The sequence below is a fragment of the Kitasatospora sp. HPM-01-4 genome, assembly GCF_051374625.1.
Lineage (GTDB): Bacteria > Actinomycetota > Actinomycetes > Streptomycetales > Streptomycetaceae > Kitasatospora.
The window spans coordinates 5,573,601-5,587,273 of record NZ_JBPQGP010000005.1; the positions used below are offsets into that span (position 1 = coordinate 5,573,601).

The 13,673-nt window shown below is 71.2% G+C and carries 11 protein-coding genes and 1 riboswitch; of the genes, 9 read left to right on the forward strand and 2 right to left on the reverse strand.

Translation table 11 applies throughout. From position 1 onward, the window contains the following. Positions 1–32 precede the first annotated feature (32 nt). Positions 33–1,151 carry a glycine cleavage system aminomethyltransferase GcvT gene (gene gcvT, locus ACSMTC_RS24270; RefSeq protein ID WP_436561831.1) on the reverse strand — a complete coding sequence of 373 codons (1,119 nt, stop codon included), beginning with the start codon at positions 1,149–1,151 and terminating at the stop codon, positions 33–35. A gap of 171 nt (positions 1,152–1,322) precedes the next feature. Further along, positions 1,323–1,427, reverse strand: a riboswitch (glycine riboswitch). A 296-nt stretch (positions 1,428–1,723) separates the two neighbouring features. Between gcvT and ACSMTC_RS24275 the strand changes: the two genes are divergently transcribed. The 8 genes from ACSMTC_RS24275 (at position 1,724) to ACSMTC_RS24310 (ending at position 11,245) form a co-directional block, all read left to right on the forward strand. After that, entirely contained in the window at positions 1,724–2,512 is a 789-nt protein-coding gene (locus ACSMTC_RS24275) for an enhanced serine sensitivity protein SseB C-terminal domain-containing protein (protein ID WP_436561832.1), read from the forward strand. Between the two features lie 282 nt (positions 2,513–2,794). Continuing rightward, positions 2,795–3,592, forward strand: a complete 798-nt coding sequence (locus ACSMTC_RS24280) for an enhanced serine sensitivity protein SseB C-terminal domain-containing protein (RefSeq protein ID WP_436561833.1) — start codon at positions 2,795–2,797, stop codon at positions 3,590–3,592. A gap of 735 nt (positions 3,593–4,327) precedes the next feature. Continuing rightward, positions 4,328–5,314, forward strand: a complete 987-nt coding sequence (locus ACSMTC_RS24285) for an ABC transporter permease (RefSeq protein ID WP_436561834.1) — start codon at positions 4,328–4,330, stop codon at positions 5,312–5,314. Positions 5,315–5,434: 120 nt separating this feature from the next. Continuing rightward, positions 5,435–7,201, forward strand: a complete 1,767-nt coding sequence (locus tag ACSMTC_RS24290) for an ABC transporter substrate-binding protein (protein WP_436561835.1) — start codon at positions 5,435–5,437, stop codon at positions 7,199–7,201. 119 nt (positions 7,202–7,320) lie between these two features. Beyond that, on the forward strand, positions 7,321–8,319 hold the full coding sequence (locus ACSMTC_RS24295) for an ABC transporter permease (protein WP_436561836.1): 999 nt from the start codon (positions 7,321–7,323) through the stop codon (positions 8,317–8,319). Beyond that, positions 8,316–9,401 carry an ABC transporter ATP-binding protein gene (locus tag ACSMTC_RS24300; RefSeq protein WP_436561837.1) on the forward strand — a complete coding sequence of 362 codons (1,086 nt, stop codon included), beginning with the start codon at positions 8,316–8,318 and terminating at the stop codon, positions 9,399–9,401. The genes ACSMTC_RS24295 and ACSMTC_RS24300 overlap by 4 nt, the downstream gene beginning before the upstream one ends. Positions 9,402–9,430: 29 nt before the next feature. Beyond that, positions 9,431–10,465: an ABC transporter ATP-binding protein gene (locus ACSMTC_RS24305; RefSeq protein ID WP_436561838.1), complete on the forward strand. Its 1,035-nt coding sequence runs from the start codon at positions 9,431–9,433 to the stop codon at positions 10,463–10,465. A 120-nt stretch (positions 10,466–10,585) separates the two neighbouring features. Next, positions 10,586–11,245: a trimeric intracellular cation channel family protein gene (locus ACSMTC_RS24310; protein WP_436561839.1), complete on the forward strand. Its 660-nt coding sequence runs from the start codon at positions 10,586–10,588 to the stop codon at positions 11,243–11,245. Here the strand turns inward: ACSMTC_RS24310 and ACSMTC_RS24315 are convergent. Beyond that, positions 11,181–12,002 (reverse strand): IclR family transcriptional regulator, encoded by an 822-nt coding sequence (locus ACSMTC_RS24315; RefSeq protein WP_436561840.1) that lies wholly within the window; start codon positions 12,000–12,002, stop codon positions 11,181–11,183. The genes ACSMTC_RS24310 and ACSMTC_RS24315 overlap by 65 nt on opposite strands. A 132-nt stretch (positions 12,003–12,134) precedes the next feature. Between ACSMTC_RS24315 and ACSMTC_RS24320 the strand changes: the two genes are divergently transcribed. Then, entirely contained in the window at positions 12,135–13,316 is a 1,182-nt protein-coding gene (locus tag ACSMTC_RS24320; protein ID WP_436561841.1) for a cysteine desulfurase family protein, read from the forward strand. Positions 13,317–13,673: the final 357 nt, after the last annotated feature.

Genomic DNA, 13,673 nt, shown 5'->3' on the forward strand with positions numbered 1-13,673 from the left:
GGGGATATGAGACGGCGGGGCCGGGCGCGGGCTCAGCGGGCGCGCTTGTAGAAGGGCAGCGCGACGACCTCGACCGGCTCGTGCTTGCCTCGGACGTCCACCGCGACCGCCGTACCGGGCGCGGCGTGTGCGGCGTCCAGGTACGCGATGGCGATCGGCTTGCCCAGGGTGGGGGAGGGAGCGCCGGAGGTGATCCGCCCGATCACCGTGCCCTCGGCGTCCACCACCGAGTACTCGGCGCGCGGCACCCGCTTGCCCTCGGAGACCAGGCCGACCAGCTTGCGCGGCGCCTTGGACTCGGCCTCGGCGGAGGCCTGCTCCAGCGCCTTGCGGCCGACGAACTCGCCGTTGTTGGTGGTCTTGTCGAAGCGGACCACCCGGCCGAGCCCGGCGTCGAAGGGGGTCAGCTCGGTGGAGAGCTCGTGCCCGTACAGCGGCATGCCCGCCTCCAGGCGCAGGGTGTCCCGGCAGGACAGGCCGCACGGGACCAGGCCCCGGTCGGCACCGGCCGCGCTCAGCGAGGTCCACAGGTGCTCGGCGTCCCCGGGGGTGCAGAAGATCTCGAAGCCGTCCTCGCCGGTGTAACCGGTGCGGGCCAGCCAGACCTGACGGTCGGCCACCGTGGCGGGCAGCAGCGCGTAGTACTTCAGGCCCGGCAGGTCGGCTTCGGTGAGCCCCGCCAGGATGCCGTTGGCCTCCGGCCCCTGGACGGCGAGCAGCGCGAAGGCGTCCCGGTCGTCGCGGACCACGGCGTCGAAGCCCTCCGCACGCTCGGTCAGCGCGTCCAGCACCACCTGGGCGTTGGAGGCGTTGGCGACCACCATGAACTCGTCCTCCGCCGTGCGGTAGACGATCAGGTCGTCCAGGATGCCGCCGTCCTCACGGCAGATCATGGTGTAGCGGGCGCGCAGCACGCCGAGCGCCGAGATGAAGCCGACCAGCGCGTGGTCGAGCATGTCGCCCGCCTGCGGCCCGGAGACGGTGATCTCGCCCATGTGCGAGAGGTCGAAGAGACCGGCCTTGGTGCGGACCGCGATGTGCTCCTCGCGCTCGCTGCCGTAGCGCAGCGGCATGTCCCAGCCGGCGAAGTCGGTCATGGTCGCACCGAGGGAGCGGTGCAGGGCGTCGAGCGCGGTGTGACGGAGGGACACGGCGGAACTCCTTGGCTGAGCACTCAGGGGCGCCCGTAACCTGCGTACGGGCACACGGGGGTGGAGTCTCCCCGTCTGTCGTCACAACCTGAGAGCTTCACCGCAACCAAGGATGGCGGCTTGCACCGTGGGTGGGCGCACGGCGCGGCCGTGTCCACTTTCCAGATCTGCCTCGCCCGTGCGGTAGGGGTGCCTGAGAGATTCCGGGGAGGACTTGCTCCTTCGGCGCCGGCCCGTGCCCGTGCGGGGCACTCCGGACTCTCCCGCGCGGGTTCGAACGGCCTGTATGAAGTTGGGCGCTGTGTATGCGGGCTCATCGTGACTCCTCCACCCCGCGAACGGGGCGGCTTCTCACTCGGCTCCACAGAGCCTCATGACGGCCAAGCCCTGACCGCTGCCCGAGAGCAGGGCCACAGCGTACTACGCCACTTCGCGTCTCAGGGGGGCAGATGACGTGTTCAGGCGTTCACCCTCGCGGTACAGGGGCGCATCGGGCACGGACCGCCGCCCGCTACCCTTCTGGCAGCGGTGAGACCGGGCGTCACTCGGTCAGGTTGGAGGAGCAGGGGCCGATGAGCTACCCCGCTGGCGAGACGCAGGCATGGGCAGAGCCCGGTACGGCCCCGGCGGGCAGCAGCTGGCCCGCCAACGAGCTGGAGCAGGTGCTCACCTCCGCACTCGGCGACCCGGGCGCGACCGCCAGGGTGGTCGAGGTGCTGGCCCGCAGTCAGGTGTGGATCCCGCTGCCGGCCGGCGCCGACCCGCAGGGCACCGCGCTGGACCTGCCGACCATCGAGCTGGCCGGTGCGCCGTACGTCCCGGTCTTCTCCTCGCAGGAGCTGTTCCTCCAGCACGCCCCGGGGATGCCGTTCGCCATCGCGCCGGTCTGGGAGTTCGCCCGGGGACTGCCGCTGGGTGTCGGGATCGCGGTCAACCCGGAGGCGCCGGTGGGCATCCCGATCCCGCCCGAGGGGGTCGGTGAGCTGCGGCGCGGCCCGCAGGGCGAGCGCTGGCAGGGGCAGCCGGACGGCGCCAAGGTGGCGCTGCGCGAACCCGGGCCGCACGAGGAGCCGTACGCCTTCCTGGCCGCCGCTGCCGCCGAACTCGCCGCACTTCCTGGTGTGTTGACGGCGCGCCGGGCCTGCGCCTCGGTGGAGGGGGAGGCCCCGGCGCTGTTCGTCGGGGTGCAGTTCGACCCGGGCCTGCCGACCGACCCGGCGCAGGCCAACGAGGCGCTCGGCCGCGCGCTGGGAACCGCCCCGCTGCCGTACGGCGTCCACCTGGTGCTGCTCGACCTGGTCGCCGACCCGGTGGTGGAGTGGCTGCTCGCCCGGGTGCAGCCGTTCTACGTCCGGGCCTGACCCGACCCGCCGGTGACCGGCGGTGGTGACAGGTCCGTCGGCGCCGCCCCATAGGCTGCTGCCCGGCAGCGGCGTACGGTCGGGTGAGCGGGCCGCCGGGGCAGTGGCAGTGCGTGACGGCGGCGGACGAGGACGGGGAGGACCCGACGTGAGCGAGCAGGGCATCGGGGCGACCGCCCCCCGCCCGGCGGCCGGGAGACACCCCCTGGCCGGGGTGAGGCAGCCGCGCGCTTCCGCCGCGCCCGGAGCGCTCGCCCCGCGGGTCCGGCCGGAGGCGGGCGAGTGAACGGCACAGCGGCGGACGGCGTACCGGACTGGGGGCCGCCCACGGCCGCGCGCCCCGCAGCCGACCCGGGCGCCATCGAGCACGCCCTTCGCGACGTCGGACCGGAGCGCTGGGAGGCGTACGAGAACCTGCTGCGCGCCCTGGCCGAGGGCCAGGTGTGGATGCTGCTCTGGCACGGCACGCCCGGCAGCCCCGACGCCCAGTACGGGAACATGGACATCGGCGGCCACGGCTACGCCCCCGCCGTCACCTCGCCCGAGCAGCTGACCGCGAGCGGCTGGGCCCGCGCCCATGAGGTGATCCCCGGGCTGGAGATCGCGAACGCGCTGTACCGCGCCCGCTGGGGCCTGTGGCTCAACCCCCATGTGCCGGGCGGCGGCGTCGGCGTCCCCTGGGCCGACCTGCGCCGGATCGCGGCCGGCCTGGACCGGCTGCCCGCGGGCCCGCTCCAGCTGGGCGAACCCCCGGTGCAGGCACCGCAGTTCTACGCGGTGCTGGAGCAGCAGGCCGGCGAGGTGCGCCCGCTGCGCTCGCTGCGCCAGGCCTGGGTGAGGCCGGCGCTCGGCGAGCCGTACCTGGCGATCGGCCTGGACCTGTACGACATGTCGCCACCCGCGATCGAGGCGGCCCGGGCGCTGGTGCAGCGGGCGTCCGCCCATGCTCCGCAGGGTCTCGCGGTCTCCACCGTGCTGATGGCCGACGAGCACGACCCGGTCGCCATGTGGCTGCGCGCCTGCGCCCACCCGTTCTTCGACCGCGACCACCGGAGCCGGCAGCCCTACCCCGCCCGCTGACCGGCGAGCACCGACTGACCGGCGAGCACCGACTGACCGGTGAGCACCGACTGACCGGTGAGCACCGACTGACCGGCGAGCAACGACCGGCCGGCGAGCGCCCGTTGACCGGGCGAGCGCCCCGGGAGGCGGGTGAGCGCGTGACCGGCCGCTCGTGGAGTCGCCGCCCCGCCCCGGGCGCCCCGCGTACGCCGAGCGCCCGAACTGCCCAGAACGGTGCGTCAGTTCGCGTACGTGTGGCACCTTACCGGCAGTGCTCCGAGTGGGTGGTGGGTCTCGTGCAGGTGGATTCACCATGCATGGCCGCAGATCACAGCTTTGCATCCTTCGGTTGCCAGGGGTGGCGCAAGACTGTCCGGATGGCGGAGAGTCTGCGCAAGCAATCACGGCGCCCGCCCCACAAGGGTGACACCGCGCCTACTGCCTGACCCCGCGCGCTGTGCACGCTGCGCGGCAGCACTTCGGCACCTCCTGCTCCGAACGCAACTCCCGCACCACTTCGCACCGTTCGCACCGCCACCGCGCGCCCGAAGACTGGCGCGGTGTCAAGTGCGCTGGCGAACAACCGATTTCTTCACTGCCGCACCGGGCACCACCGCACCGACGCACCGCACCACACCGCACATGTCGCGACAACCGGACCGTTCTCGGCCCGGGCCCCGACCGGGTCCGGTCACTCCGGGGACGGCCAGGACCGTGGGCCGGCCACCGTCGGCGAGGGGAACGAACTGACACATGAGCACACCCACCGAGACCACCGGGTCCGCCCCTGAGGCCGCACCCGCCGAGGCCCCGTCCAAGCGGATCGAGGGCCGCTCACCGGGCCGGATCGCCTGGAGCCGGTTGAAACGCGACAAGATAGCCATGGCCGGCGGCATCGTGGTGATCCTGCTGATCCTGGCGGCGGTCTTCGCGCCGGTACTGACCTCGCTGCTCGGTCATCCGGCGGACGAGCCGCACCCGGACCAGATCAACGCGGACACCGGCCTTCCCAACCACCCCTTCGGCGGGATCAGCGGCGACTACCTGCTCGGCGTGGACCCGGTCTTCGGCCGCGACGTCTTCAGCCGCATCGTCCACGGCGCCCAGATCTCGCTCACCGTGGCCTTCCTCTCCGCCGCCGTCTCGGTGGTGATCGGTGTGCTGATGGGCGTCGCCTCCGGCTACTTCGGCGGCTGGGTGGACGCGATCATCAGCCGGGTGATGGACGTCCTGCTGGCCTTCCCCCAACTGCTCTTCAGTATCGCGCTGGTCTCCGTGATGCCCGACAAGCTGCTCGGACTGAGCGGAACCGGCGTCCGGATGGCGGTCCTCGTCCTGGTGATCGGCTTCTTCGGCTGGCCCTACATCGGACGTATCGTCCGAGGCCAGGCCATGTCGATGCGCGAGCGCGAATTCGTGGACGCGGCTCGCAGCCTCGGTGCCGGCAGTGGCCACATCCTGCTGCGCGAGCTGCTCCCGAACCTGGTGGCACCGGTCCTGGTCTACGCGACCCTGATCATCCCCACCAACATCCTGAGCGAGGCGGCACTCAGCTTCCTCGGCGCCGGCGTCAAGCCGCCGACGCCCTCCTGGGGCCAGATGCTCTCCGACGCCACCAAGATCTACCAGGTCGATCCCACCTACATGGTGATCCCTGGCCTGGCGATCTTCATCACCGTGCTCGCCTTCAACCTCTTCGGTGACGGGCTGCGCGACGCGCTCGACCCCAAGGGCAACTGAGCCCGCTGCACCACCCAACTCCCCAGGCCGGCCGCCCATTTCCGGCCGCCACCCGACTCGGGTGCCCAACAGCCCCCGGCGGACCGCTCAGGCCCGCGCATCCTCGGAGGATCCGTACTGATGAAGCGAAACCGGACGCTCGCCGCCGCCGCCCTGGTGGCCACGCTGGCCCTCACCACCTCAGCCTGCGGCGGCACGAAGGGCGGTGGCACCTCGGACACCTCCGGTGCCTCCGGCGCCGGCTTCAACGCCGCCGTGGACAAGGTGGTCAACCCGTCCGACAAGAAGGGCGGCACCCTCAACCTCTGGACCAGCACCGACGCCGACTCCTGGGATCCGGCCCGCGCCTACTACGCCTCGGTCTGGAACATGGAGCGCTTCTACACCCGGACCCTGCTGTCCTATGACGCCAAGCCGGGCAAGGACGGTCTGAAGCTGGTGCCGGACCTGGCCACCGCGCAGCCCCAGGTCTCCGAGGACGGCAAGACCTACACCTTCAAGATGAAGAGCGGCCTGAAGTTCGAGGACGGCTCCCCGATCACCTCGAAGGACGTCAAGTACGGCATCGAGCGGCCGTTCGCCACCGACGTGATCGCCGGCGGCCCGACCTACCTGATCAACGAGCTGGACCAGGGCCAGAACTACAAGGGCCCCTACAGCGACACCGACCCCAACAAGCTGGGTCTGAAGTCGGTCGAGACCCCGGACGACACCACCATCATCTTCCACCTGGCCAAGCCGGACTCCTCGTTCCCGTACATGCTCGCGATGGGCCCCGCCGCGCCCGTGCCGCAGAAGCTGGACACCGGTGCCAAGTACGGTGACCACCCGATCTCCTCGGGCCCGTACAAGTTCAAGTCGATCGAGCCCGGCAAGGGCATCGAGCTGGTCCGCAACGAGAACTGGGACCCGGCCAGCGACCCGTTCCGCAAGGCGCTGCCGGACGTGGTCAAGCTGACCGTCACCACCAACTCGGACGACATGGACTCGCGTCTGCTCAACGGCACCGCGGACATCGACTACTCCCAGACCGGCCTCTCCCAGGCCGCCCAGGCCAAGGTCCTCGCGGACCCGAAGCTGAAGGCCAACACGGACGACCCGTTCACCGGCTTCATCCGCTTCATCTCGATCGTCCCGAAGGTCGCCCCCTTCGACAACGAGCACTGCCGCAAGGCCGTGATGTACGCCGCCGACACCACCGCGCTGCAGACCGCCCGCGGCGGTTCCTACGCCGGTGCGATCACCGGCAACATGCTGCCGCCCAACATCGCCGGCTACGACAACTACGACCCGTACGGCCTGACCAAGGGCAAGCCGCAGCTCGACAAGGCCAAGGAGGAGCTGAAGCTCTGCGGCAAGCCGGACGGCTTCAGCACCACCATCGCGGTCCGTGGCAACAAGGACAAGGAGGTCAACAGCGCCGTCGCCCTGCAGACCGCGCTGAAGGCCATCAACGTCACGGTCAACGTGGACCAGTACGACGGCAAGCTGTACCAGTCCGTGATCGGCGCGCCCGACGTGGTCCACCAGAAGGGCTACGGCCTGATCGTGATGGGCTGGGGCGCCGACTTCCCGAACGGCGCGGGCTTCCTGCAGCCGCAGGCCGACGGCCGGTTCATCACCAAGACGGGCAACGCCAACTACCCCGAGACCGACGACCCGCAGATCAACGCCTGGTTCGACCAGGCAGCGGCCGAGCAGGACCCGGCCAAGGCCGCGGAGATCTACAAGCAGATCAACCACAAGATCACGGACAACGCGACCTGGCTGCCGATCGTGGACGACAAGGCGCTGAACTACCGCAACCCGCGCCTGACCAACGTCTACTTCAACAACGCCCTGCAGGAAGTGGACTTCCAGGCCCTCGGCGTCTCCGACGGCAAGTGATCCGCACCGCCCGCGTCCCTAGTTCGCTCCGCTAGTCCGAAGGGCAGGTGAAGGCTCCGTCCGGGCCGGCCGGCACCCCTACCGGGGTCGGCCGGCCGGCTCCGGCGGCGCCGACCGCAGTGCTCGTGTATTTCATCCGACGGCTGGTCAACGTCGTCGTCATGCTGCTGGTGGTCTCTGCGGTCACCTTCGGCATCTTCTTCATGGTGCCCAAGCTCACCGGCAGTGACCCCGCGCTGCTGTACGTCGGCAAGATCGCCGACAAGGCCGCGGTCGAAGGCATCCGCCACAAGATGGGCCTCGACAAGTCGATCCCCGAGCAGTACTTCCTGTTCCTGAAGGGCCTGTTCGTCGGCCGCGACTACAGCACCGGCGTCGACGTCACCCACTGCGCCGCTCCGTGCTTCGGGTACTCGTTCAAGACCGAGCAGGCGGTCTGGCCGCTGCTGCTCGACCGGCTGGGCGTCACCGCCTCGCTCGCCGCCGGCGCCTCCGTCATCTGGCTGGTCTTCGGCACCGCCACGGGTGTGATCTCCGCCCTGCGCCGCCGCACCGCGCTGGACCGCATCACCATGACCACCGCGCTCGCCGGCGTCTCGCTGCCGATCTACTTCACCGGCATGCTGGCCAGTGCGATCTTCGTGTACCAGCTCGGCTGGTTCCCGCACGACTACGTCAACCTCAGCGACGACCCGGTCGCCTGGTTCCAGAACCTGGTCCTGCCCTGGATCACCCTCGCCTTCCTGTACGCGGCGACCTACGCCCGACTCACCCGGGCCACCCTCCTCGAAGTGCTCGGCGAGGACTACATCCGCACCGCCAGGGCCAAGGGCCTGAGCGAGCGGACGGTGATCGGCAAGCACGCCCTGCGCTCCACCCTCACCCCGATCCTCACCATCTTCGGCATGGACCTCGGCGCCCTGATCGGCGGCGCGGTGCTCACCGAGTCCACCTTCAACTTCCGTGGTCTGGGCTACGAGGCGGTCGCGGCGATCAGCGCCAGCGACCTTCCGGTGATCATGGGTGTGACGCTCTTCGCCGGCTTCTTCATCATCCTGGCCAACCTGCTGGTTGACGTTCTGTACGCCGTTGTCGATCCCCGGGTGAGGCTGGCATGAGCAAGACCGAGAAGACCCCCGCGCCCGCCCCGGAGCAGACCCCCAGGGAGCAGCCCTTCCTCTCCGTGCGCGACCTGCGGGTGCACTTCCCCACCGACGACGGCCTGGTGAAGTCCGTCGACGGCCTGAGCTTCGACCTGGCCAAGGGGAAGACGCTCGGCATCGTCGGTGAGTCCGGCTCCGGGAAGTCCGTCACCTCGCTCTCGATCATGGGCCTGCACCGCACCGGGACCAAGCGCGGCGCCCCTCAGATCAGCGGCGAAGTCTGGCTGGACGGCGAGGAGCTGGTCGGCGCCGGCCCCGACCGGGTCCGCCAGCTGCGCGGCCAGAAGATGGCCATGGTCTTCCAGGACCCGCTGACCGCGATGCACCCGTACTACACGGTCGGCGCCCAGATCATCGAGGGCTACCGGGCGCACCACCCCGGCGTCAGCAAGAAGGACGCCCGCAAGCGCGCCGTCGAGATGCTGGACCGGGTGGGAATCCCCCAGCCGGACAAGCGGGTCGACGCCTACCCGCACGAGTTCTCCGGCGGTATGCGCCAGCGCGCGATGATCGCCATGGCCCTGGTCAACGACCCCTCGCTGCTGATCGCCGACGAGCCGACCACCGCCCTGGACGTCACCGTGCAGGCACAGATCCTGGACCTGATCCGGGACCTGCAGAACGAGTTCGGCTCCGCCGTCATCATCATCACCCACGACCTCGGCGTGGTCGCGGAGCTGGCCGACGACATCCTGGTGATGTACGGCGGCAAGTCGGTCGAGCGGGGCCCGGCCGCCACCCTCTTCGAGTCGCCCGAACACCCCTACACCTGGGGCCTGCTGGGCTCGATGCCCCGGCTCGACCGCGAACTGCAGGACCGGCTGGTCCCGGTCAAGGGCACCCCGCCCAGCCTGATCAACGTGCCGTCCGGCTGCGCCTTCCACCCGCGCTGCCCGTACGCGGAGCTGACCGGCGGCAGGTCGAAGAGCGAACTCCCGCAGCTGACCGAGGCCGCGTCCGGACACTTCGCCGCCTGCCACCTGTCCGCCGACGAACGGCACCGGATCTTCACCGAAGAGATCGCGCCCCGGCTGTGAGTCCGCACCACCCCTCAGGAGAAGCACCCATGACGGACAGTCAGAGCGCGGCGACCACCGCGCCCGCACCGGCCTCCGATCGCCGGCCGCTGCTCAAGGTGACCGGGCTGACCAAGCACTTCCCGATCACCAAGGGCCTGTTGCGGCGCCAGACCGGTGCCGTGCGGGCCGTGGACGGGATCGACTTCACCGTGAACGCCGGGGAGACCCTCGGCGTGGTCGGCGAGTCCGGCTGCGGCAAGTCCACCATGGGCCGGCTGGTCACCCGCCTCGCCGAACCGACCGGCGGGGCCATCGAGTTCGACGGCAAGGACATCACCCACCTCAAGGTGGCGGCGATGCGCCCGATGCGCCGCGACATCCAGATGATCTTCCAGGACCCGTACTCCTCGCTGAACCCCCGGCACACCGTCGGCACCATCGTCGGCGCACCGTTCCGGCTGCAGAAGGTGGAGACCGAGCACGGGACCAAGCGGGCCGTCCAGGAGCTGCTGGAGCTCTGCGGTCTCAGCCCCGAGCACTACAACCGCTACCCGCACGAGTTCTCCGGCGGCCAGCGCCAGCGCATCGGCATCGCCCGCGCGCTCGCCCTCAAGCCCAAGATGATCGTCGCGGACGAGCCGGTCTCGGCGCTGGACGTCTCCATCCAGGCCCAGGTGGTCAACCTGCTGGACGACCTGCAGCAGGAGCTCGGCCTGACCTACCTGATCATCGCGCACGACCTGTCGGTGGTCCGGCACGTCTCGGACCGGGTCGCGGTGATGTACCTGGGCAAGATCGTCGAGATCGCCGACCGGGACTCGCTCTACCGGGCCCCGATGCACCCGTACACCAACGCCCTGATGTCCGCCGTCCCGGTGCCCGACCCCCGCCGCAAGGAGCGCCGCGAGCGCATCCTGCTCACCGGCGACGTCCCCTCGCCGATCAACCCGCCCAGCGGCTGCCGCTTCCGCACCCGCTGCTGGAAGGCCCAGGACATCTGCGCGAGCGAGGAGCCCCCGCTGGCGGTGGCGAAGGAGGGGCACCAGGTGGCGTGCCACTTCCCGGAGAACCCGCCCGAGTAGGGCTCCCGGAGGGTGGGGAGCCGCACCGCCCCCGCGGTTCCCCACCCCTCACGAAGGCCTGAGCCCCGCCCCGGGGCGGGCGGGTCCCGGAAAGGGTCGCGGTCCAGGTAAGAATTGACGGTGACCTCGCAGCTCTTCCCGCCCCATGTCCAGCAGGCGCTGGACCTCATCGGCATATTCGTCTTCGCCCTGTCCGGCGGCCTGCTGGCCGTTCGCAAGAACATGGACATCTTCGGTATCTGTGTGCTCGCCGAGGCGACCGCACTCGGCGGCGGGGTCATGCGCGACCTGGTGATCGGGGCCACACCGGTGGTGGCGTTCACCAACCTCGGATACTTCGTGACCCCGCTGGTGGCCGGGGTGGTGGTGTTCTTCCTGCACCCCCAGGTGGAGCGGATCAACCGCAGCGTGCAGACCCTGGACGCGCTCGGCCTCGGCCTGTTCTGCGTCACCGGCACCGCGAAGGCGCACGACTACGGACTCGGCTCGGTCGCCGCGGTGGCCCTGGGCATGCTCACCGCCGCCGGGGGCGGGGTGATCCGGGACGTGCTGGCCCACGAGATGCCCTCGCTGCTGCGCTGGGACCGCGAGATCTACGCCGTGCCCGCGCTGGTCGGCGCCGCCCTGGTGGCGATACTGATCTCGATCGGGCACCTGAGCACCGTCACCGCCTCGGCCGCCGCGCTGGCCGCCTTCGGCCTGCGGATGCTCGCGCTCAAGTACGGCTGGCGCGCACCGCGTGCCTGGCACCGCAACGGTTCTCGCACCAGCGAGGAGTAGGCGAGCCGCCGTACGCCAGTGAGATCGCCTCGGCCGTGCAGAGCAGTTCGGGCAGTAACCGGCTCAGTTCGCCGAGCGGGGCGAGCCGGGCCGGCGCGGAGACGGAGCAGGCCGCGATGGCCCTGCCGTCGGTGCCGACGATCGGAGCGGCCAGGCAGTTGACCGTCTCCTGGTGCCCCGCCTGGTCCACCGCCCAGCCCCGGAGCCGGACCGAGGCCAGTTCGCTGCGGAACTCCTCGGCGGCGCGGCAGCCGGGCCGGGTGCGGCCGGGCTGGTCCAGCGGCTCCAGAAAGACCGCCAGCTGATCCTCCGGCAGGTCGGCCAGGAGCACCTTGCCGACCGCCGTCGACACCGCGGGGGCCCGGTGGCCGATCCGCCCGTCCGGGTCGGGCGAGGAGCAGGGGCGCCCCGGCCGGCGGCTCTCCACCCGGTCCAGATAGAGCACCTCGCCCTCCTCCAGTACCGCCAGCTGCACGGTGCACCCGTACCGCCCGTTGAGCGCGGCCAGGTACGGAGCCGCGACCTGGCGGACGTCGATGCCCTCCAGCGCCTGCCTGGCCAGCGCGAACATCCGGCCGCCGAGCCGGTAGCGGTGGTCCGCCTGGCGGTGGACCAGGCCGTGTTCCTGCAGGGTGCGCAGCAGCCGCAGCGCCGTCGACTTGTGGACTCCGATCCGGGTCGCCGCCTGCTCCAGCGTGGCGGGCCCCTCGCCGAGCGAGGCGAGGATCGTCAGCGCCCGGTCCACCGTCTGCGACATACCGTCCACCCCTCTGTGCCCAGCAGTGGGCAGGAGGCTAACCGCGTGTCTGTGGGCGTGCAATGGCCAGAACGTGACCGAGACGGGGACGCCGGGATCGGGCCCCGGGGTTGCCCCTACACTGGATCCGCTATGCCATATCTCGACCACGCAGCCACCACTCCGATGCTGCCCGAGGCGATCGCCGCGATGAGCGCGCACCTCGGGGTCGTCGGCAACGCCTCCTCGCTGCACGCCGCCGGCCGCCGGGCCAGGCGCGTGGTGGAGGAGTCCCGGGAGTCGCTGGCGCTGTCGCTGGGCGCGCGGCCCAGCGAGATCGTCCTCACCGGCGGCGGTACCGAATCGGACAACCTCGCGGTCAAGGGCCTGTACTGGGCCCGGCGGGACGCCGATCCGGCGCGGTGCCGGGTGCTGTGCAGCCCGGTCGAGCACCACGCGGTGCTGGACGCGGTGCACTGGCTCTCCGAGCACGAGGGCGCGCAGGTCGAGTACCTCCCGGTGGACTCCTACGGCCGGGTCCACCCCGAGGCGCTGCGCGAGGCGATCGAGCGCGATCCGGCCTCGGTGGCGCTGATCACCGTGATGTGGGCCAACAACGAGGTCGGCACCATCCAGCCGATCACCGAACTGACGGCCGTCGCCCGCGAGTTCGGCATCCCGATGCACGCCGACGCGGTGCAGGCGCTGGGCCAGGTCCCGGTCTCCTTCGCCGAGTCCGGACTGGACGCGCTGACCGTCACCGGGCACAAGATCGGCGGCCCGTACGGGGTCGGTGCGCTGCTGCTGTCCCGCAGCGCGGCTCCGGTGCCGCTGCTGCACGGCGGCGGCCAGGAGCGCGACGTCCGCTCCGGCACGCTGGACGTTCCCGCCGCCGCCGGCTTCGCCGCCGCCACGGCCATCGCGGTCGAACGGCGGGCCGAGCACGCGGAGTTCGTCGCGGGCCTGCGGGACGAACTGATCGCGGGCGTGCTCGCGGAGGTGCCCGACGCGGTGCTCAACGGAGACCCGAGCGCTCAGGGGCGGCTGGCCGCCAACGCGCACTTCTCCTTCCCCGGCTGCGAGGGGGACGCGCTGCTGATGCTGCTGGACGCCCAGGGCATCGAGTGCTCCACCGGCTCCGCGTGCTCGGCCGGGGTGCCGCAGCCCAGCCACGTGCTGCTCGCGATGGGGGCCGAACCGCGCCTGGCCAGGGCCTCCCTGCGCTTCTCGCTCGGCCACACCTCGACCCGCGAGGACGTCGCGGCGCTGGTCGACGCGATCGAGCCGGTGGTCCGCCGCTCCCGCAGCGTCGGGCTGGCGGCCGCGGCCCGCTGAACCGGCCTGCGGCCGGACCCGTCGTAACCCGCACCGGGAAACTTCCGGGGCAGCTCCGGAACGACCCTTTGGGGCAGTCGGGTTGCACAACAGGGGCGCGGGGAACTGCGCGCTGCGGAAGATGACCGTAAGCAGCCGGGCCTGGTCGGCCAGTTGCACTCCGAAGCCCCCGGTGGGGCGGTGCACCCCGAAGCCCTCGGTGGGGCGGTGCACTCCGAAGCCCCCGGTGGGGCGGTGCATCTTTCCGCCGGAGGGTGAGTGCGGGTCGGTGCCTCCCGCCTCGCGCAGTTCCCCGCGCCCCTGATGCTGCCCTCCCGTGCCTCCCGCGTCTCTGAGGCTGTCCTCCCGCGTCTCTGA

What these genes read in the sequence shown, in the direction of transcription:
- ACSMTC_RS24275 (WP_436561832.1), top strand. Translation starts at nt 1,724, where the DNA reads ATGAGCTACCCCGCTGGCGAGACGCAGGCATGGGCAGAGCCCGGTACG.
- ACSMTC_RS24285 (WP_436561834.1), top strand. Translation starts at nt 4,328, where the DNA reads ATGAGCACACCCACCGAGACCACCGGGTCCGCCCCTGAGGCCGCACCC.
- ACSMTC_RS24290 (WP_436561835.1), top strand. Translation starts at nt 5,435, where the DNA reads ATGAAGCGAAACCGGACGCTCGCCGCCGCCGCCCTGGTGGCCACGCTG.
- ACSMTC_RS24300 (WP_436561837.1), top strand. Translation starts at nt 8,316, where the DNA reads ATGAGCAAGACCGAGAAGACCCCCGCGCCCGCCCCGGAGCAGACCCCC.
- ACSMTC_RS24305 (WP_436561838.1), top strand. Translation starts at nt 9,431, where the DNA reads ATGACGGACAGTCAGAGCGCGGCGACCACCGCGCCCGCACCGGCCTCC.
- ACSMTC_RS24315 (WP_436561840.1), bottom strand. Translation starts at nt 12,002, where the DNA reads ATGTCGCAGACGGTGGACCGGGCGCTGACGATCCTCGCCTCGCTCGGC.
- ACSMTC_RS24320 (WP_436561841.1), top strand. Translation starts at nt 12,135, where the DNA reads ATGCCATATCTCGACCACGCAGCCACCACTCCGATGCTGCCCGAGGCG.